This window comes from Enterobacter wuhouensis (genome assembly GCF_004331265.1).
Lineage (GTDB): Bacteria > Pseudomonadota > Gammaproteobacteria > Enterobacterales > Enterobacteriaceae > Enterobacter > Enterobacter wuhouensis.
Genome location: NZ_SJOO01000005.1, coordinates 145,818 through 164,081 on the forward strand (window position 1 = coordinate 145,818; position 18,264 = coordinate 164,081).

At 56.2% G+C, this 18,264-nt stretch carries 17 protein-coding genes; 14 read left to right on the forward strand and 3 right to left on the reverse strand.

The window, feature by feature from the left end:
- Positions 1-213: 213 nt before the first annotated feature.
- From astC to ves, 7 genes are all read left to right on the forward strand, one after another.
- Entirely contained in the window at positions 214-1,434 is a 1,221-nt protein-coding gene (gene astC, locus E0L20_RS13390; RefSeq protein WP_131634370.1) for a succinylornithine/acetylornithine transaminase, read from the forward strand.
- On the forward strand, positions 1,431-2,465 hold the full coding sequence (astA, locus tag E0L20_RS13395) for an arginine N-succinyltransferase (RefSeq protein ID WP_131634371.1): 1,035 nt from the start codon (positions 1,431-1,433) through the stop codon (positions 2,463-2,465). Before astC ends, astA begins: the two co-directional genes overlap by 4 nt.
- Positions 2,462-3,949 carry a succinylglutamate-semialdehyde dehydrogenase gene (gene astD / locus E0L20_RS13400; RefSeq protein WP_131634372.1) on the forward strand — a complete coding sequence of 496 codons (1,488 nt, stop codon included), beginning with the start codon at positions 2,462-2,464 and terminating at the stop codon, positions 3,947-3,949. The genes astA and astD overlap by 4 nt, the downstream gene beginning before the upstream one ends.
- Complete coding sequence (gene astB / locus E0L20_RS13405; protein WP_131634373.1) at positions 3,936-5,261, forward strand: N-succinylarginine dihydrolase; 1,326 nt, start codon at positions 3,936-3,938, stop codon at positions 5,259-5,261. The genes astD and astB overlap by 14 nt, the downstream gene beginning before the upstream one ends.
- 9 nt (positions 5,262-5,270) lie before the next feature.
- Positions 5,271-6,233: a succinylglutamate desuccinylase gene (astE, locus tag E0L20_RS13410; RefSeq protein WP_131634374.1), complete on the forward strand. Its 963-nt coding sequence runs from the start codon at positions 5,271-5,273 to the stop codon at positions 6,231-6,233.
- 342 nt (positions 6,234-6,575) lie between these two features.
- The gene (spy, locus tag E0L20_RS13415; RefSeq protein WP_131634375.1) at positions 6,576-7,067 is read left to right on the forward strand and encodes an ATP-independent periplasmic protein-refolding chaperone Spy; all 492 of its coding nucleotides are present in this window, start codon (positions 6,576-6,578) and stop codon (positions 7,065-7,067) included.
- A 296-nt stretch (positions 7,068-7,363) separates the two neighbouring features.
- Entirely contained in the window at positions 7,364-7,921 is a 558-nt protein-coding gene (ves, locus tag E0L20_RS13420) for an environmental stress-induced protein Ves (RefSeq protein WP_131634516.1), read from the forward strand.
- Here ves and cho read toward each other — a convergent pair.
- Entirely contained in the window at positions 7,899-8,777 is an 879-nt protein-coding gene (gene cho, locus E0L20_RS13425; protein WP_207389450.1) for an excinuclease Cho, read from the reverse strand. The genes ves and cho overlap by 23 nt on opposite strands.
- A gap of 148 nt (positions 8,778-8,925) precedes the next feature.
- Positions 8,926-9,750 carry an ammonia-dependent NAD(+) synthetase gene (gene nadE / locus E0L20_RS13430; protein ID WP_131634377.1) on the reverse strand — a complete coding sequence of 275 codons (825 nt, stop codon included), beginning with the start codon at positions 9,748-9,750 and terminating at the stop codon, positions 8,926-8,928.
- Between the two features lie 231 nt (positions 9,751-9,981).
- Between nadE and osmE the strand changes: the two genes are divergently transcribed.
- The 7 genes from osmE (at position 9,982) to chbG (ending at position 15,833) form a co-directional block, all read left to right on the forward strand.
- Positions 9,982-10,326: an osmotically-inducible lipoprotein OsmE gene (osmE, locus tag E0L20_RS13435; RefSeq protein ID WP_010430142.1), complete on the forward strand. Its 345-nt coding sequence runs from the start codon at positions 9,982-9,984 to the stop codon at positions 10,324-10,326.
- 281 nt (positions 10,327-10,607) lie between these two features.
- Complete coding sequence (chbB, locus tag E0L20_RS13440) at positions 10,608-10,925, forward strand: PTS N,N'-diacetylchitobiose transporter subunit IIB (RefSeq protein ID WP_032677965.1); 318 nt, start codon at positions 10,608-10,610, stop codon at positions 10,923-10,925.
- An 80-nt stretch (positions 10,926-11,005) separates the two neighbouring features.
- On the forward strand, positions 11,006-12,364 hold the full coding sequence (gene chbC / locus E0L20_RS13445) for a PTS N,N'-diacetylchitobiose transporter subunit IIC (protein WP_010430146.1): 1,359 nt from the start codon (positions 11,006-11,008) through the stop codon (positions 12,362-12,364).
- Between the two features lie 46 nt (positions 12,365-12,410).
- Positions 12,411-12,758: a PTS N,N'-diacetylchitobiose transporter subunit IIA gene (gene chbA, locus E0L20_RS13450; RefSeq protein WP_131634378.1), complete on the forward strand. Its 348-nt coding sequence runs from the start codon at positions 12,411-12,413 to the stop codon at positions 12,756-12,758.
- A gap of 5 nt (positions 12,759-12,763) precedes the next feature.
- Positions 12,764-13,606, forward strand: a complete 843-nt coding sequence (gene chbR, locus E0L20_RS13455) for a transcriptional regulator ChbR (protein WP_131634379.1) — start codon at positions 12,764-12,766, stop codon at positions 13,604-13,606.
- Positions 13,607-13,716: 110 nt separating this feature from the next.
- Positions 13,717-15,072, forward strand: coding sequence for a 6-phospho-beta-glucosidase (locus tag E0L20_RS13460; RefSeq protein ID WP_131634380.1), 1,356 nt, complete (start codon positions 13,717-13,719; stop codon positions 15,070-15,072).
- 11 nt (positions 15,073-15,083) lie between these two features.
- Positions 15,084-15,833, forward strand: coding sequence for a chitin disaccharide deacetylase (gene chbG, locus E0L20_RS13465; RefSeq protein WP_131634381.1), 750 nt, complete (start codon positions 15,084-15,086; stop codon positions 15,831-15,833).
- Positions 15,834-15,923: 90 nt separating this feature from the next.
- Here the strand turns inward: chbG and katE are convergent, their stop codons facing one another.
- Positions 15,924-18,173, reverse strand: coding sequence for a catalase HPII (gene katE, locus E0L20_RS13470; RefSeq protein ID WP_131634382.1), 2,250 nt, complete (start codon positions 18,171-18,173; stop codon positions 15,924-15,926).
- Positions 18,174-18,264 lie beyond the last annotated feature (91 nt).

Genomic DNA, 18,264 nt, shown 5'->3' on the forward strand with positions numbered 1-18,264 from the left:
TCATGCGGCAAAGCGCCGCTTACCGTAAAAATATTCACTTTTTATGCAATAACAGTGAATAACTCCATATCGTAACCTGTTGATATTCTGTCGCCCATCCCCGTTTATGCATTTTTATCGCTGGCTGGCACGAAGCGTGCAATCTACATTCACAGTGCAAACACTCAATTATTTAACATTTAAACAACCTTTTATTTACCGGATGAGGTCGCTATGTCTCTGTCAATTACGCGTGAAAATTTCGATGAATGGATGATGCCGGTTTACGCACCTGCGGCTTTTATTCCGGTTCGTGGTGAAGGCTCGCGCCTGTGGGATCAGCAGGGCAAAGAGTATATCGACTTTGCGGGCGGGATTGCGGTTAACGCGCTGGGGCACGCTAACCCGGCGCTGCGTCAGGCGCTGAATGACCAGGCGGCGAAGTTCTGGCATACCGGCAACGGCTATACCAACGAACCGGCGCTGCGTCTGGCCAAAAAACTGATCGACGCGACGTTTGCCGAAAAGGTCTTTTTCTGTAACTCGGGGGCGGAAGCCAACGAAGCGGCGCTGAAGCTGGCGCGCAAATATGCGCACGATAAATTTGGCACACACAAGAGCGGCATCGTGGCGTTCAAAAACGCCTTCCACGGGCGCACGCTGTTTACCGTGAGCGCGGGCGGTCAGCCTTCCTACTCGCAGGATTTCGCCCCGCTGCCGCCGGATATCCGCCACGCCATCTATAACGATTTGCAGTCCGCCAGCGAGCTGATTGACGACACCACCTGCGCGGTGATCGTTGAGCCGATGCAGGGCGAGGGCGGCGTGCTTCCTGCACAAAAAGCCTTCCTGCAGGGGCTGCGCGATCTGTGCGATCGCCATGATGCGGTGCTGATTTTCGATGAAGTGCAGACCGGCGTGGGCCGCACCGGCGAGCTGTACGCCTACATGCACTACGGCGTGACGCCGGACGTGCTGTCGACCGCTAAAGCGCTGGGCGGCGGCTTCCCGATTGGGGCGATGCTGACCACGGATAAATTCGCCAGCGTGATGACCGTGGGCACCCACGGCACCACCTACGGCGGCAACCCGCTGGCCTCCGCCGTGGCCGGGCAGGTGCTCGATATCATCAATACGCCGGAAGTCCTGAACGGCGTGAAGCAGCGCCACGACTGGTTTGTTGAGCGCCTGAACGCCATTAACGGCAAGACGGGGCTGTTCAAAGAGATCCGCGGTCTTGGGCTGTTGATTGGCTGCGAGCTGGCGCCTGAGTTTGCCGGAAAAGCTAAACTTATTTCACAGGAAGCCGCAAAAATGGGCGTGATGGTGCTGATTGCCGGTGCCAACGTGGTGCGTTTTGCCCCTGCGCTGATCGTGAGCGAAGAAGAGGTCAGAACCGGATTAGACCGTTTTGCGCTGGCCTGCGAACAGGTGAAGTCCGGGGTGTCATCATGATGGTTATCCGTCCCGTTGAGCGCGGCGATCTCGCCGGGCTCATGCAGCTTGCCGGAAAGACGGGAGGCGGGCTGACCTCGCTTCCTGCCGATGAAACCACGCTGTCGGCGCGCATTGAGCGCGCCCTGCAGACCTGGCAGGGGACGTTGCCAAAAAGCGAGCAGGGATACGTGTTCGTGCTGGAAGAGACTGATACCGGCACCGTGGCCGGGATCTGCGCCATTGAAGTGGCCGTAGGGCTGAACGACCCGTGGTACAACTACCGCGTCGGCACCATGGTTCACGCCTCGAAAGAGCTAAACGTCTATAACGCGCTGCCAACCCTTTTTCTCTGTAACGACCATACCGGCGCCAGCGAGCTGTGCACGCTGTTCCTCGACCCGGCGTGGCGCAAGGAGGGCAACGGCTATCTGCTCTCCAAATCGCGCTTTATGTTTATGGCCGCCTTCCGCGACCGCTTTAATGAAAAAGTCGTTGCCGAGATGCGCGGCGTGATCGATGAGACGGGTTACTCCCCGTTCTGGGAAAGCCTGGGCGAGCGCTTCTTCTCCATGGAGTTCAGCCGGGCGGACTATCTCTGCGGTACCGGACAAAAAGCCTTTATCGCCGAGCTGATGCCGAAACATCCTATCTATACCCATTTCCTCACCCCGGAAGCGCAGGCGGTAATTGGCGAAGTCCATCCGCAAACTGCGCCAGCCCGCGCTGTGCTGGAAAAAGAGGGGTTCCGCTACCGTAACTACGTCGACATTTTTGACGGCGGCCCAACGCTTGAGTGTGACATTGACCGCGTGCGCGCCATCCGCAAGAGCCGTCTGGTGAGCGTGTCTGAAGGACAGCCCGCGCCGGGCGAGTGGCCAGCGTGCCTGGTCTCTAACGAACATTATGACAATTTCCGCGCCATGCTGGTGCGGACCAACCCAAAATGCGAGCGCCTGGTCCTGACCGCGGCGCAGCTGGACGCCCTGAAATGTAACGCCGGCGACATGGTTCGCCTGGTGCGACTCTGCCCCGAGGAGAAAACAGCATGACTTTATGGATTAACGGTGACTGGGTTACGGGCGAAGGCGAGCCGCGGGTAAAAACCAATCCGGTGGGTAAAGAGGTGCTCTGGAAGGGAAGTGACGCCAGCGTCGCGCAGGTAGAACAGGCCTGCCATGCCGCTCGCCGCGCTTTTCCTGCCTGGGCGAAACAGCCGTTCTCCGCTCGCCAGGCGATTGTCGAAAAATTTGCCGGACTGCTGGAGGCGAATAAAGCCGAGCTCACGCGCATCATTGCCTCCGAAACCAGCAAGCCGCGCTGGGAAGCCACCACAGAAGTAACGGCGATGATCAATAAAATCGCCATTTCGGTGAAGGCCTACCATACCCGCACCGGGGAACAGCTGACCGAGATGCCGGACGGCGCGGCGACGCTGCGCCACCGTCCGCACGGCGTGCTGGCGGTGTTTGGCCCGTATAACTTCCCCGGCCACCTGCCGAATGGGCACATTGTGCCCGCGCTGCTGGCGGGGAATACCGTTATTTTCAAACCGAGCGAGCTAACGCCTCTCACGGGTGAAGCGGTGGTAAAACTTTGGGAGCAGGCGGGCCTGCCGCCGGGCGTGCTGAACCTGGTGCAGGGCGGTCGTGAAACCGGGCAGGCGCTGAGCGCGCTGAACGATATCGACGGCCTGCTGTTTACCGGCAGCGCCGGTACGGGCTACCAGTTGCATCGCCAGCTGGCGGGGCAGCCGGAAAAAATCCTGGCGCTCGAAATGGGCGGCAACAATCCGCTGATTGTGGAAGATCCCGATGATATCGACGCCGCCGTGCATCTGACCATTCAGTCGGCCTTTATTACCGCCGGACAGCGCTGCACCTGCGCCCGCCGCCTGCTGGTGAAGCGCGGCGCACAGGGGGATGCGTTCCTGAAGCGTCTGTTAGAGGTGAGCGCGCGGCTGGTACCGGCAAAATGGGATGCCGATCCGCAGCCGTTTATCGGCGGACTGATCTCCGAGCAGGCGGCGCTGAACGTGCTGAAGGCCTGGCAGGAGCACGTTGCGCGCGGGGCGAAAACCCTGCTGGAGCCAAAGCAGGTGCAGGCGGGTACGTCGCTGCTGACGCCGGGCATTATTGAAATGAGCGCGGCAGGCAACGTGCCGGATGAAGAGGTCTTCGGCCCGCTGCTGTGCGTCTGGCGCTACGACGATTTTGATGCGGCTATTGCGATGGCGAATAACACCCGCTACGGCCTGTCGAGCGGGCTGATTTCGCCTCATCGCGAGAAGTTTGAGCAACTCCTGCTGGAAGCGCGCGCCGGGATTGTGAACTGGAATAAACCGCTGACCGGCGCGGCGAGCACCGCGCCGTTCGGCGGCGTGGGCGCATCGGGGAACCACCGCGCCAGCGCGTGGTATGCGGCAGATTACTGCGCGTGGCCGATGGCGAGCCTGGAAACCCCGGCGCTGACGCTGCCGGAAACGCTCAATCCGGGGCTGGATTTTACCAGGGGAGACGCCCATGAAAGCGCGTGAGGTTAACTTTGACGGGCTGGTGGGGCTGACGCACCACTACGCCGGTCTGTCGTTTGGTAATGAAGCCTCGACGAAGCACCGCTTTCAGGTCTCGAACCCAAAGCTGGCGGCAAAGCAGGGGCTGCTGAAAATGAAGGCGCTGTCGGATGCCGGCTTCCCGCAGGCGGTGATCCCGCCGCAGGAGCGCCCGAACGTCGCCGTGCTGCGCCAGCTCGGTTTTAGCGGTACGGATGAGCAGGTGGTGGAAAAAGCGGGTACGCAGACGCCGCACCTGCTTTCGGCGGCCAGTTCCGCCTCCTCGATGTGGGTAGCAAACGCGGCAACCGTCGCGCCGTCAGCGGATACGCTGGATGGCAAGGTCCATCTGACCGTCGCGAACCTGAACAACAAATTCCACCGCGCCACCGAAGCCGAAACCACCGAGCGCGTCCTGCGCGCCATTTTCCAGAATGACGCCCGTTTCGAGGTGCATCAGGCCCTGCCGCAGGTGGCGATGTTTGGCGACGAAGGGGCGGCCAACCACAACCGGCTGGGCGGTGATTATGGCGATCCTGCCGTGCAGCTGTTTATCTACGGGCGGGAAGAGGGCGGTCACAACGCGCCCACGCGCTATCCTGCACGCCAGACGCTGGCGGCGAGCCAGGCGGTAGCCCGACTAAACCAGGTTAATCCTTCCCAGGTGGTTTTTGCCCAGCAAAACCCGCAGGTGATCGACCAGGGCGTATTCCATAACGACGTGATTGCTGTCTCCAACCGGCAGGTGCTGTTCTGTCATGAACAGGCGTTTGCGCATCAGGAGAGGCTGCTTGCCACACTGCATGAGCGCGTACCCGGTTTTACGGCGATTCAGGTACCCACACAGGCGGTGAGCGTACAGGATGCGGTAGAAACCTACCTCTTCAACAGCCAGCTGCTGAGCCGTGACGATGGCAGCATGATGCTGGTGCTGCCGCAGGAGTCCCGTAATCATCAGGGCGTGTGGCGTTATTTGAGCGAACTGGTCCAAGCCGATAACCCGATTGATGAGCTGCGCGTCTTTGATCTGCGTGAAAGCATGGCCAACGGCGGCGGGCCAGCCTGTTTACGTCTGCGCGTGGTGTTGACGCAGGACGAAATGCAGGCGGTAAACCCGGCGGTCATGATGAACGATACGCTCTTTGCGCGGCTGAACGACTGGGTCGATCGCTACTATCGGGATCGCTTAACCCAGGCCGATCTGGTTGACCCGCAGCTTCTGCGTGAAGGACGCGAGGCACTGGATGCGTTAAGCACGATCCTGCAGCTGGGATCGGTTTATCCGTTCCAGCGCTAAGGAGAGAAAATGGAAAATTTACTGGCGCTGACGCTGGCGGATAACGCCCCTGAACAGCGCGAGGGCGACGGCCCCTCGTTCCACTGGCGGTGGCTGGGGCGCGGCGTACTCGAGCTGACGCCGTTTACGGCAACCGGGATGTCGCTCCTGCTCTCTACCGGCATTCACGGCAACGAAACGGCCCCCGTGGAAATTGTCGACCTGCTGCTGCGGGCGCTGTATCGCGAGGATATCGCACTGCGGTGCAGGGTGCTGGTGGTGCTGGGGAATCCGCCCGCGCTGGCGCAGAACAAACGCTACCTGACGAGCGACATTAACCGAATGTTCGGCGGTCGCTGGGCGCAGTTCCCGGAATGTGAGGAAACGGCGCGGGCGCGCTGGCTGGAAAGCGCGGTGGAAACGTTTTTTGATGCTGCGGGTAAAAGCCGCTGGCATCTGGATCTGCATACGGCGATCCGCGCCTCTTACCACGTGCGCTTCGGCGTGCTGCCGCAGCGTAATCAGCCGTGGGACGAAGATTTTCTGACCTGGCTCGGCGATGCGGGACTGGAGGCGCTGGTATTTCATCAGGCGCCCGGCGGCACGTTTACCCATTTTACCTGTGAAAATTTTGGGGCATTAGCCTGCACGCTGGAGCTGGGAAAAGCGCTGCCGTTCGGACAGAACGATCTCGCGCGCTTTGCGCCGACGCACGCTGCGCTTCGAGCCCTGCTGGCGGACACGACGTCAGACTACGCCCATGGGGCCGTCGAGCGTTATCGGGTTGTGCAGCAGATCACGCGACGCAGCGATGCGTTTCGCCTACACATGGCGGCGCACACGCTAAACTTCACGCCGTTTCGTCAGGGGGTATTGCTGGCGGAAGATGGGGAGGAGCGTTACGAGGTGCAGAAAACCACGGAATATGTTCTTTTCCCCAACCCGTCGGTGGCATTTGGCCTGCGGGCGGGGCTGATGCTGGAAAAAATGTGATGACAGCATCCCCTTTCGATACCTGAGAGGGGATGCCGGTAAATTATTTTCTTAGCGATTAGCGCGGTTACGCTTCTTTTGCAGAATATTCCTGGTTAACTGCTTTATTATTAAACGCCACCTGGTTATACTTCTTCATAATCTCTTTAAAATCATCTTGTTGTATATTCTTGTTTCAACTCTCCACGTTTTTTCCTTAATTTCTCCACATTTGGCGAAAATGTGTTTTTTACACTTTCATTGTTTTACCGTTGCTCTGACTAATTGACGATAAACCCCGTAAAGTTAATATCGTCAACACGGCATAGCGCCGAAGAATAACTGAAAGTAAGGAAATACATTATGCGTAAATTAACTGCACTGTTTGTTGCTTCTACCCTGGCTCTGGGCGCTACCGGCATGGCGTTCGCCGCAGATACCGCAACCACGACTGCCGCGCCTGCTGAAGGCAAAATGATGATGCATCATAAAGGCAAGCCGGGTATGCATCACGACATGATGTTCAAAGACCTGAACCTCACCGATGCGCAGAAGCAGCAGGTTCGCGACATCATGAAAAGCCAGCGCGACCAGATGAAGCGTCCACCGCTGGAAGAACGCCGCGCGATGCATGACATCATCGCCAGCGACAGCTTCGATAAAGCGAAGGCTGAAGCGCAGATCGACAAAATGGCCGAGCAGCATAAAGCCGGTATGCTGGCCCGTATGGAAACCCAGAATAAGATCTACAACATTCTGACCACGGAACAGAAAAAACAGTTTAATGCCAATTTTGAGAAGCGTCTGACAGAACGTCCGGCGCCGGAAGGTAAAATGCCAGCACCAGCCGAATAATCGGTTCACGCTCTTAAGACCGCCGGGATCCTGTTCACATAAGCGAAAACGCTGTGGACAGGACCGGCGGTTTTTCTTTCATCCCCCCTTGTATGCCGCCGCCAGCGCGGTATTCTCCTGTGGTCGCTTCAGAGAATGTTTAGCAGAGTCAGGCGGTTATATTTTTTTCAACGCCCTGCTAAGGCCTGCCCGTTCTGCTGCCGATAATACGTCTGAGATTACCTAACCATAACAATCGAGACTGCAGCGGTGCGATCCCGTTGCTCTGGCGCCTGTTGCGCCCTTCAGGAGTGATGATGGAGTTCTTTGATATCCGTAAAATGCCGGTCAGCCTCTGGCGCAACGGCGCTGGCGAGACGCGCGAAATTTGTTGTTTTCCTCCGGCGACGCGCGATTTTTCCTGGCGCGCCAGTATTGCTTCCATCGCCAGCAACGGTGAATTCTCGTCTTTCCCGGGCGTAGACCGGGTGATTACGCTGCTGGAAGGGGGCGAGGTGACGCTGGATGCGGGTAAAACGTTTTGCCATACCCTGAAGCACCATCAGCCTTACAGTTTTACTGGCGAAGTGCCGGTAAAAGCGCTGCTTACCGATGGAAAAATGTCGATGGATTTCAACGTGATGACCCGACGCGAGCACTGTCAGGCAAAGGTTCGGGTGGCGGATCGAACCTTTACCACCTTTGGCTCGCGCGGCGGTGTGGTTTACGTCCTGAGCGGCGCGTGGCAGCTCGGTGAAAAACTGCTGACGGCCGATCAGGGAGCCTGCTGGGAAGAGGGAACCCACACCCTTCGCTTGCTGGAAAGCGTGGGTACCCTGCTATTTGGCGAAATTAAGTGGCTGCCGGGTCACTGAGTGGAATGATTTCGTACTCGCCGGTTAACAGAGGCTTACAGAGTATTTTATAGCCGTCCTGATCGAATCCGGCGGGTGCGCGCAGCAGGCTGGCGGCATCGTCTATGCGATCAACCGCCCCCAGCCAGAGCCAGTTATGGATAATATGATAGTGCGTCATTCCCTCTCTGCTCTCTTTCAGCGCCACGGCGCTTTCCCACGGCCAGCAGTTGACGCTGATGGAGGCCAGCCCGGCCAGAAGTCGCGCATGGTGCGCGTCGATACTCTCTTTCCCGCAGCATGCTCCGGCGCAGCGCTTCAGCGCCGAGCGGAAACAGGCGCGTCCGCGCGTTGTGGCCTCAAGCCCCAGCTGGGTATAGCAAAGCTGTAATTCGTCAGCCAGCGTTTGTAACGTCTGCAGCGCGGCGCGCTTGTTGGCAAACAGGCCGTACAGATTGGGTTCACGAGAAAAATCGACTTCGCGCGCGTAGACCACCTGAGGCTTACCGGCGTTAATCTGCAGCGAGCAGAGCTGGCGGTTACGGCGTAAGCGCTTATTGAACAGCGGCTGCTGTTCTTTGATCAGCCGGGCTTCCAGCAGCAGCGCGCCCAGCTCGCCCGCGGTCTGAATCCAGGTGATTCGCCGGGACTGGCGCAGCATGGCCGCTTCGTCAGGGGTTCGCAGGTGGGATAACACCCGGCTGCGGATATTGACGCTTTTGCCGATATAGAGCGGCATGGTGTCGCTCTCGCCGTGAAAGAAGTAGACGCCAGGCTGCTTAGGCAGAGCTTCAAGCCAGGGGCGAAGATGTTCGGGATATTCATAAATGGCCGCCGCTTCAAACTCCAGACGCGGGGCGGATTGACGCCTGCTCACATAGTGCTCCATGTACTGTTCAGACATACAGTGTAGCAGGTGTGCGTTGGTTAAAAAAGAGCCGGGTGGCGGCTGCCCCTCACCCTAACCCTCTCCCCATAGGGGAGAGGGGATTGTCCACTGCTCTCATAAATTTGTGGAGATGCGTTTATTTCCAAAAATCGTCAAACACCGTAATGGGCGTGTGGCGCTTGTGCTCGGTTTTCAGATACCAGCCTTCGATAATTTTGGCGGTACCCTCATCCAGCTGTTTGCCTTCCAGATAATCATCGATATTCTCGTAGGTGACGCCCAGCGCGGCTTCATCCGGCAGGGAAGGGCGATCGTCTTCAAGATCGGCGGTCGGCGCTTTCTTATAGAGATGCTCAGGGCAACCCAGCGCCGCCAGAAGCTGTTTCCCCTGGCGCTTATTCAGGCGGAACAGGGGGTTAATGTCGGTGCCACCGTCGCCATATTTGGTGAAAAATCCGGTGAGGGCCTCAGCTGCATGATCGGTACCCACCACCACGCCCTTGGTCATCCCGGCAATGCTGTACTGCGCCTTCATGCGCTCGCGCGCTTTTTCATTGCCACGGACGAAATCGCTCAGTTCAATACCGGCTTCGCGCAGGGCCTGTTCGCTCGCCAGAACCGCACCTTTAATATTGACGGTAAGCACGCGGTCAGGCTGGATAAAGGCGATGGCGTCCTGGCAATCCTGTTCATCCGCCTGCACGCCGTAAGGTAGGCGCACGGCGATAAACTGCAGCGCGGCGTCGCCGGTCTCGTCACGTAATTCGGTAATAGCCATCTGGCTAAGCTTGCCGGCCAGCGTGGAATCCTGACCGCCGCTGATGCCCAGCACCAGCGTCTTAAGGAAAGGATTTGTTTTTAGGTAGGATTTTAGAAAATCAACGCTTCGGCGGATCTCTTCATTTGCGTCTATCGCGGGCTTCGCGCCCAGCGCCTGAATAATCTCGTGTTGCAGAGCCATTACGCCCTCCATATGCAGAATCAAACAAAACGTGTCATCTCTTAAAACTAACCCGTTGGGGGGAAAACGACAAGGATCACAGTTTCGTGTGCGCTTATTTACGCCAATAAAGCAGCTTATCGTTGTTTTATTAGAATTTTCCGAAATTCGTCTGGCGGAACTCGCAAAGTTGAACAATAGTATTTTTTATCCCATGCTTAGATAACACGCTGATAAACAAGAGGACGGAATATGAACAAGAACGTAGCAGGAATTTTAAGCGCAGCGGCGGTACTGACTATGCTGGCAGGGTGTACGGCTTACGATCGCACCAAGGATCAGTTCACACAGCCAGTGGTTAAAGACGTCAAGAAAGGCATGACCCGTTCGCAGGTTGCTGCGATTGCCGGTAAACCTTCTTCCGAAGTGACCATGATTCATGCCAAAGGCACCTGCCAGACCTATATCCTGGGTCAACGTGATGGTAAGGCAGAGACTTACTTTGTGGCACTGGATGACACGGGACACGTGATCAACTCCGGCTACCAGACCTGTGCCGAGTACGATACCGATCCACAGGCACCTAAAGCACAGTAACCGTGCTTGCCTGAGCAGATGAAAAAACCGGCCCGAGCGCCGGTTTTTTTATGCCTGCCTGAATCTTATTTCTTTGCGCGAATTATTTGCCCGAAATGTGAAGGTAGTCAACAAGCCAGGTCAATGAGAGACAATTTGCGTCTGTTCAGAATTATCCCCTCCTTGTACCATTGCGTATACTCACTTCAACGACAAACAATGTTAAGCAAACTGCCCGTCAGCCGGGATAGCAAGTCGAGTGATAGCGCGACGGCGGGTGGTCATACAAGAGGGAAGTTACTATGGAAAAGAAACATATTTATCTGTTCTGTTCTGCGGGCATGTCAACCTCACTGTTGGTTTCCAAGATGCGTGCGCAGGCCGAAAAGTATGAAGTCCCTGTGGTGATTGAAGCGTTTCCTGAGACGCTGGCGGGCGAAAAGGGCCAGACGGCCGATGTCGTATTGTTAGGGCCGCAGATCGCTTACATGTTGCCAGAAATTCAACGTCTGTTACCGAATAAACCGGTCGAAGTGATCGACTCGGCGCTGTACGGCAAGATCGATGGTTTAGGTGTATTGAAAGCTGCTGTCGCAGCAATTAAAAAAGCTGCTAATTAATTTTTTATTTTTCCCGTCAAAGAGTTATTTCACACACAATACGCCGTAACCTGAGTTGCGGCTTTTAAGGGTATTTTCCTATGAGTAAAGTCATCGCTTCACTTGAAAAGGTACTCCTTCCTTTTGCTGTTAAAATAGGAAAGCAGCCTCACGTTAATGCCATCAAAAACGGCTTTATTAAATTAATGCCGTTAACGCTGGCCGGGGCAATGTTCGTTTTAATTAACAACGTTTTTCTGAGCTTTGGTGAAGGTTCCTTCTTTTATTCATTAGGAATTCGGTTAGACGCTTCCACTATTGAAACCCTTAACGGTCTTAAAGCCATCGGCGGCAATGTATACAACGGTACGTTGGGGATTATGTCGCTGATGGCGCCTTTCTTTATCGGGATGGCGCTGGCAGAAGAACGTAAAGTGGACCCGCTGGCTGCGGGATTATTATCCGTGGCCGCTTTTATGACCGTGACGCCTTATAGCGTCGGTGAAGCGTATGCTGTCGGCGCCAACTGGTTGGGTGGAGCAAACATTATTTCCGGTATTGTTATCGGGTTAGTGGTTGCTGAAATGTTTACCTTTATTATTCGCCGCAACTGGGTTATCCGCCTGCCGGATAGCGTACCGGCGTCCGTTTCTCGTTCATTTTCCGCGTTGATTCCAGGCTTCATCATTCTTTCCATCATGGGGATTATTGCCTGGGCGCTCTCTCACTGGGGTACTAACTTCCACCAGATCATTATGGACTCCATCTCTACGCCGCTGGCGTCGATGGGGGGCGTGGTCGGGTGGGCGTATGTCATCTTTACCTCCCTGCTGTGGTTCTTCGGCGTGCATGGTTCACTGGCACTGGCGGCGCTGGACAGCGGTATCATGACCCCGTGGGCACTGGAAAACGTTGCGCTCTACCAGCAGTATGGCTCCGTTGATGCGGCGCTGGCAGCCGGTAAAACCTTCCATGTGTGGGCGAAGCCGATGCTTGACTCCTATATCTTCCTGGGCGGTACCGGGGCGACGCTGGGTCTGATCATCGCGGTCTTTATTGTTTCTCGTCGCGCTGACCACCGTCAGGTGGCGAAGCTGGCGCTGCCGTCGGGCATCTTCCAGATTAACGAACCGATTCTGTTTGGTCTGCCAATCATCATGAACCCGGTCATGTTCATTCCATTTATCCTGGTTCAGCCGCTGCTGGCGGCGATTACCCTGACCGCGTACTACCTGGGCATTATTCCGCCGGTGACTAACATTGCACCCTGGACAATGCCGGCCGGTCTGGGGGCGTTCTTTAACACCAACGGTAGCGTAGCCGCCTTCCTGCTGGCGATATTCAACCTCGGGATTGCAACGCTGCTCTACATGCCGTTCGTGGCGATTGCGAACAAAGCGGCAACGGTTATCGATGAAGAAGAGAGCGAAGAGGATATCGCCCTCGCACTGAAATTCTAAATTGCACGGCGCGGGGCAGCCCGCGCCGGCCAAAAGGAGCGTAAAGATGTTAGATCTGGACAGTATCGTCGCAGAAGAGACGGAAGAGAACGACCTGGAAGAGGTGGTGATGGGGCTTATCATCAACTCCGGACAGGCCCGCAGCCTGGCCTATGCCGCGCTGAAGCAGGCCAAACAGGGTGATTTCGCCGCTGCGAAAACCATGATGGATCAGTCCCGCACCGCGCTGAACGAAGCGCACCTGGTACAGACTAAGCTGATTGAAGGTGACCAGGGTGAAGGGAAGATGAAGGTAAGCCTGGTGCTGGTGCATGCCCAGGATCACCTGATGACCTCGATGCTGGCACGCGAGCTGGTGGCAGAGCTTATCGAGCTTCACGAGAAAATGCAGTAACTCAGATTCAGCAGCAGGAGGTCAGCACGATGGAAATTAAAACCGCACTTGAGCAGCAGCTGTTTAATGGCAAAAATTTTCACGTGGTTATTTACAACAAGACGGAGAGCGCCAGCGGTCTGCACCAGCATGACTACTACGAGTTCACGATTGTTCTGACCGGCCGCTACTACCAGGAGATTAACGGCAAGCGCGTCCTGCTGGAGCGCGGTGATTTTGTCTTCCTGCCGATGGGGTCCTATCACCAGAGCTTTTACGAATTTGGCGCCACGCGCATTCTTAACGTTGGCGTCAGTAAACGCTTCTTTGAGAAGCACTACCTGCCGCTGGTACCGTTCTGCTTTGTGGCGTCTCAGGTGTATCGCGTCAAAAACGAGTTTATGACCTGGATCGAAACGGTGATTGCCTCGCTTAACTTTCGCGATAATGAATTCGATGAATTTATTGAAACCGTGACGTTCTACGTGATGAACCGTCTTCGCCATCATCGCGAAGAGCAGCAGGTGAGCGATGATATTCCTCAATGGCTGCGAGGTACCGTTGAAATGATGCATGACAAATGCCAGTTCAGCGATAATGCGCTGGAAAATATGGTGGCACTCTCCGGTAAATCACAGGAATATCTCACCCGCGCGACTCAACGCTATTACCGTAAAACGCCTGTGCAAATTATTAATGAGATCCGCATTAACTTTGCTAAAAAACAGCTGGAAATTACGAACTACTCTGTAACGGATATTGCTTACGAGTCGGGTTACAGCAGCCCCAGCCTGTTTATTAAGACCTTTAAGAAATTTACCTCATTCACACCGAACAGTTACCGGAAGAATTTAACGGTAATTAATTAACTTTCGGCGGATGACCCGCCACAAATATTGACGTAATTGCTTGCCCAAATAGCGGGAAGAGAACGCTACACTTTGCAGGCGGTTAACCTGATACGCTAAGGGAGATATTTATGCAACAGAAATTAAAAGTCGTAACCATTGGCGGCGGCAGCAGCTATACCCCGGAATTACTGGAAGGTTTTCTGAAACGTTATCATGAATTGCCGGTCAGCGAACTATGGCTGGTGGACGTGGAGGAAGGCCAGGAGAAGCTGAATATTATCTTCGATCTTTGCCAGCGTATGGTTGCAAAAGCCGGCGTGCCGTTAACCGTGCACAAAACGCTGGATCGCCGCCTGGCGCTGAAGGATGCCGATTTCGTCACCACGCAGCTGCGCGTTGGCCAGCTGAAAGCGCGTGAACTCGACGAGCGTATTCCGCTGAGCCACGGCTATCTGGGCCAGGAAACCAACGGCGCGGGCGGCCTGTTTAAAGGTTTGCGTACCATTCCGGTCATTTTTGACATCATCAAGGACGTGGAGGAGATTTGCCCGAACGCGTGGGTGATTAACTTCACCAACCCGGCCGGGATGGTCACCGAGGCGGTTTACCGTCATACCGGTTTTAAACGCTTCATCGGGGTATGCAATATTCCGATCGGCATGAAGATGTTCATCCGCGACGTGCTGGAGCTGAAGGATAACGACGAACTCTCCATCGACCTGTTCGGCCTCAACCACATGGTATTTATCAAAGATGTGATTGTGAACGGTAAATCGCGCTTTGACGAGCTACTCGACGGCGTTGCGTCTGGCCGCCTGACCGCTGCGTCGGTGAAAAATATCTTTGACCTGCCGTTCAGTGAAGGGCTGATCCGCTCCCTGAACCTGCTGCCATGCTCGTATCTGCTTTACTACTTCAAGCAGAAAGAGATGCTGGCGATTGAAATGGGCGAGTACTATAAGGGCGGCGCGCGCGCGCAGGTGGTGCAGAAGGTTGAAAAACAGCTCTTTGATTTGTATAAAGATCCAAACCTGAACGTCAAACCAAAAGAGCTGGAGCAGCGCGGCGGGGCGTACTATTCGGACGCGGCGTGCGAAGTGATTAACGCTATTTACAACGACAAGCAGGCCGAGCACTACGTCAACGTGCCGCATCACGGGCACATCGACAATATTCCGGCGGACTGGGCCGTTGAGATGACCTGCATTCTGGGCCGCGATGGCGCAAAACCGCACCCGCGCATTACGCATTTTGATGACAAAGTGATGGGCCTGATCCACACCATCAAAGGCTTTGAAGTGGCGGCAAGCAACGCGGCGCTGAGCGGCGAGCTGAATGACGTGCTTCTCGCCCTGAACCTCAGCCCGCTGGTGCATTCCGATCGTGATGCAGAACGGCTGGCGAGCGAGATGATTCTGGCGCACGAAAAGTGGCTGCCGAACTTTGCCGCAACGGTTGAGACGCTGAAGTTCAAACAGCATTAAGAGGACGCGCGATGGAAAACCTGCTGATCGTAAATGCCGATGATTTTGGCCTGTCGAAGGGGCAGAACTACGGCATCATTGAAGCCTGCCGTCGGGGCGTGGTGACGTCAACAACGGCACTGATTAACGGTGAAGCCATTGAACATGCCGCGCAATTGAGCCAGGAAGTGCCTGCGCTGGGCGTGGGGATGCACTTTGTGCTCACGCTTGGTGTGCCGCTTTCCTCAATGCCCGGCCTGACGCGCGACGGCCAGCTGGGGAAATGGATTTGGGAACAGGCAGAGCAGGACGCGCTGCCGCTCGACGAGATCGCCCGCGAGCTGGACTGTCAGTTCAACCGCTTTGTGGATGTTTTTGGTCGTGAGCCTACGCATATCGACAGCCATCACCATGTGCATATGATCCCGGCGATTTTCCCGATTGTCGCGGAATTTGCAAAGCGTAAAGGGGGGGCGATGCGAGTGGATCCTGAGGTGAGCGGACTGCCGGACTGCGCGGTGAAGTCAACCGAAGGGTTCAGCAGCGCATTTTACGGCGACGAAATCGACGAAGCGCTGTTCCTGAAGGTGCTTGATGATTCCGCCGCGCGTGGGGAAACGTCACTCGAAGTGATGGCACACCCGGCGTTTGTCGATAACATCGTGCGGAAAAGTGCCTACTGCTGGCCGCGTCTGGCGGAGCTGGAGGTGCTGACGTCGGCGTCGCTCAAGTATGCGATTGCCGAGCGCGGGTATCGGTTGGGGACGTTTGGGGATCTGTAAGAGGTGCCGGGTGGCGGCTTCGCCTTACCCGGCCTACGTTTCCGCAGATTTTGTAGGCCCGGTAAGGCGAAGCCGCCACCGGGCATTATTTTACGCCGGGATCCGATCGATCTTACTGCTGCGCGACCACACGCGGTGCGCGGCGAGTAAGTCAAACAGCTTCGTCATAAAGGCATCGTCAACGTTGTCACCTTCAACAATACCGTCCTCACCCTGATCGGCTACCTTCAGCTGCGCCTTAAACTGTCGCGCGTCGCCTGCCAGGGCAATAGGCTTCAGGTGCTTATAAGCTTCAAGCAGATAATAGACGGCGTCACCGTTGTTCAGCAGGCTGTCGATATCCCCGCACGGCACAATCACCGCATCCACGGTCAGCGATGGCGCTCCGGCAAAGGTGGCGGCGACAGGCAGTACCGAACCATCGTCAGCTGTGACTTCGCCCATGCGAGAATAAAGGAGTTTTGCGTGCACGCCTTTGGTTTTCAGCGCCTGCATAATGCTCAGCACGTCGCTGGCCCGAGTTTTATCGTTCAGCAGGATGGCGACCACGCGGCCCTTAATTGAGCCGCCCGGAACCGCGTAGAGGCTCAGGGATGGGTCCTTCTTCAGCCCGTTAACATCCTTCGGCGGGGCCGCATTGCGCTGTTCGTCGGTCAGCGTGATGCCGAGGTTATCAGCAACGCTCTGCGCAAGCTGGATATCGATATACGCCAGCTGGTCGACAACGCGCTCACGGATATAGGTCCGCACCACTTTGCTCAGCTCAAAGCTAAAGCCGCCGATGATGTGCTGTTGTTCAATCGGGGTCTGGCTGTTCCAGAAGAGGCGAGGATGGGCGTAATATTCACCAAACGACGGGCTGCGCTCGCGAATTTTGGTGCCCTCGACGCGTTCCTGATACGACTCAAATCCGCCGCGCTTCGGCGCAGGCGGCGTCTCGCGAGGCCAGTTGTCATTGATTGAGTTGGGCTCGTAGTTTGCCGGGTTGGTGTCGATATCCTGACGATGCATCCCGTCGCGCTGGAAGTTGTGGTACGGGCAGGTAGGGCGGTTAATCGGGATTTCGTGGAAGTTTGGTCCACCGAGGCGGCTTATCTGCGTATCGGTGTAGGAGAACAGACGGCCCTGCAAAAGCGGATCGTTGGTGAAGTCCAGACCGGGAACGATGTGGCCTGGATGGAACGCGACCTGTTCGTTCTCGGCAAAGAAGTTATCCGGGTTGCGGTTGAGCACCATTTTGCCGACCAGCTGAACCGGCACCAGCTCCTCGGGAATGAGTTTGGTCGGATCGAGTAGATCGAAGTCGAACTTGAACTCGTCCTCCTCCGGGATCAGCTGTAGCCCAAGCTCGTACTCAGGGAAATCCCCGGCTTCGATGGATTCCCACAGCTCGCGGCGGTGGAAGTCCGGATCGCGCCCGGTTAGCTTCTGGGCTTCATCCCATACCAGCGAGGCTTTACCCGCCACCGGCTTCCAGTGGAAGCGCACGAAGGTGGCTTTGCCCTCGGCGTTAATCAGGCGGAAGGTGTGAATACCAAAGCCCTCCATGGTGCGGTAGCTGCGCGGAATGCCGCGGTCGGACATCGCCCACATCACGTTGTGCAGCGTTTCCGGCTGGAGCGACACGTAGTCCCAGAAGGTGTCGTGCGCGCTTTGGCCCTGCGGTACGGCCCAGTGAGGCTCCGGTTTTACCGCATGGACAAAGTCAGGGAATTTATGCGCATCCTGAATAAAGAAGACCGGGGTGTTATTCCCCACCAGATCGAAAATCCCCTCGTCGGTATAAAACTTGGTCGCGAAGCCACGGATATCGCGCACAGTATCGGCGGAACCCGCGCCGCCCTGTACGGTAGAGAAGCGCACGAATACCGGCGTGACCTTATCCGGATCGGAAAGGAAATCGGCTTTGGTGATCGCTTTCAGGCTTTTGTAGGGCTGGAAGTAGCCGTGCGCGGCGGAACCGCGGGCGTGCACGATACGCTCCGGAATGCGCTCATGGTCAAAATGGGTGATTTTCTCCCGCAGGATGAAGTCTTCCAGCAGGGTGGGGCCGCGCGTGCCGGCGCGCAGTGAATTCTGGTCATCGGCAATGCGTACCCCCTGATTGGTGGTCAGCGCATGGCCTTCTCCGCCTTTACGGTGAGGGTCGAGAGATTTTAATTTTTCGTTCTCCGCATCGGGTGATTTAACGCTCCCCGGCGCGGTAGGTTGTTCCCCAGGAGCGGATGGGCCCGGTGATGGCTGATGAGACCCGTCAGCAGGAGCGAGTGAGTCCATTCCCGGTTGCGATTCTTCAGTGCCATGAATGGGTGATTGATGTGTTTTATCTTTGTTCGACATTGCACGATTCTCCTTGATTCATTGCTAAAAACCCTATTAAGGATAGAACAATGTCGGGAGATGGCTCGTTAACTAAGAGTTTTCACATGAC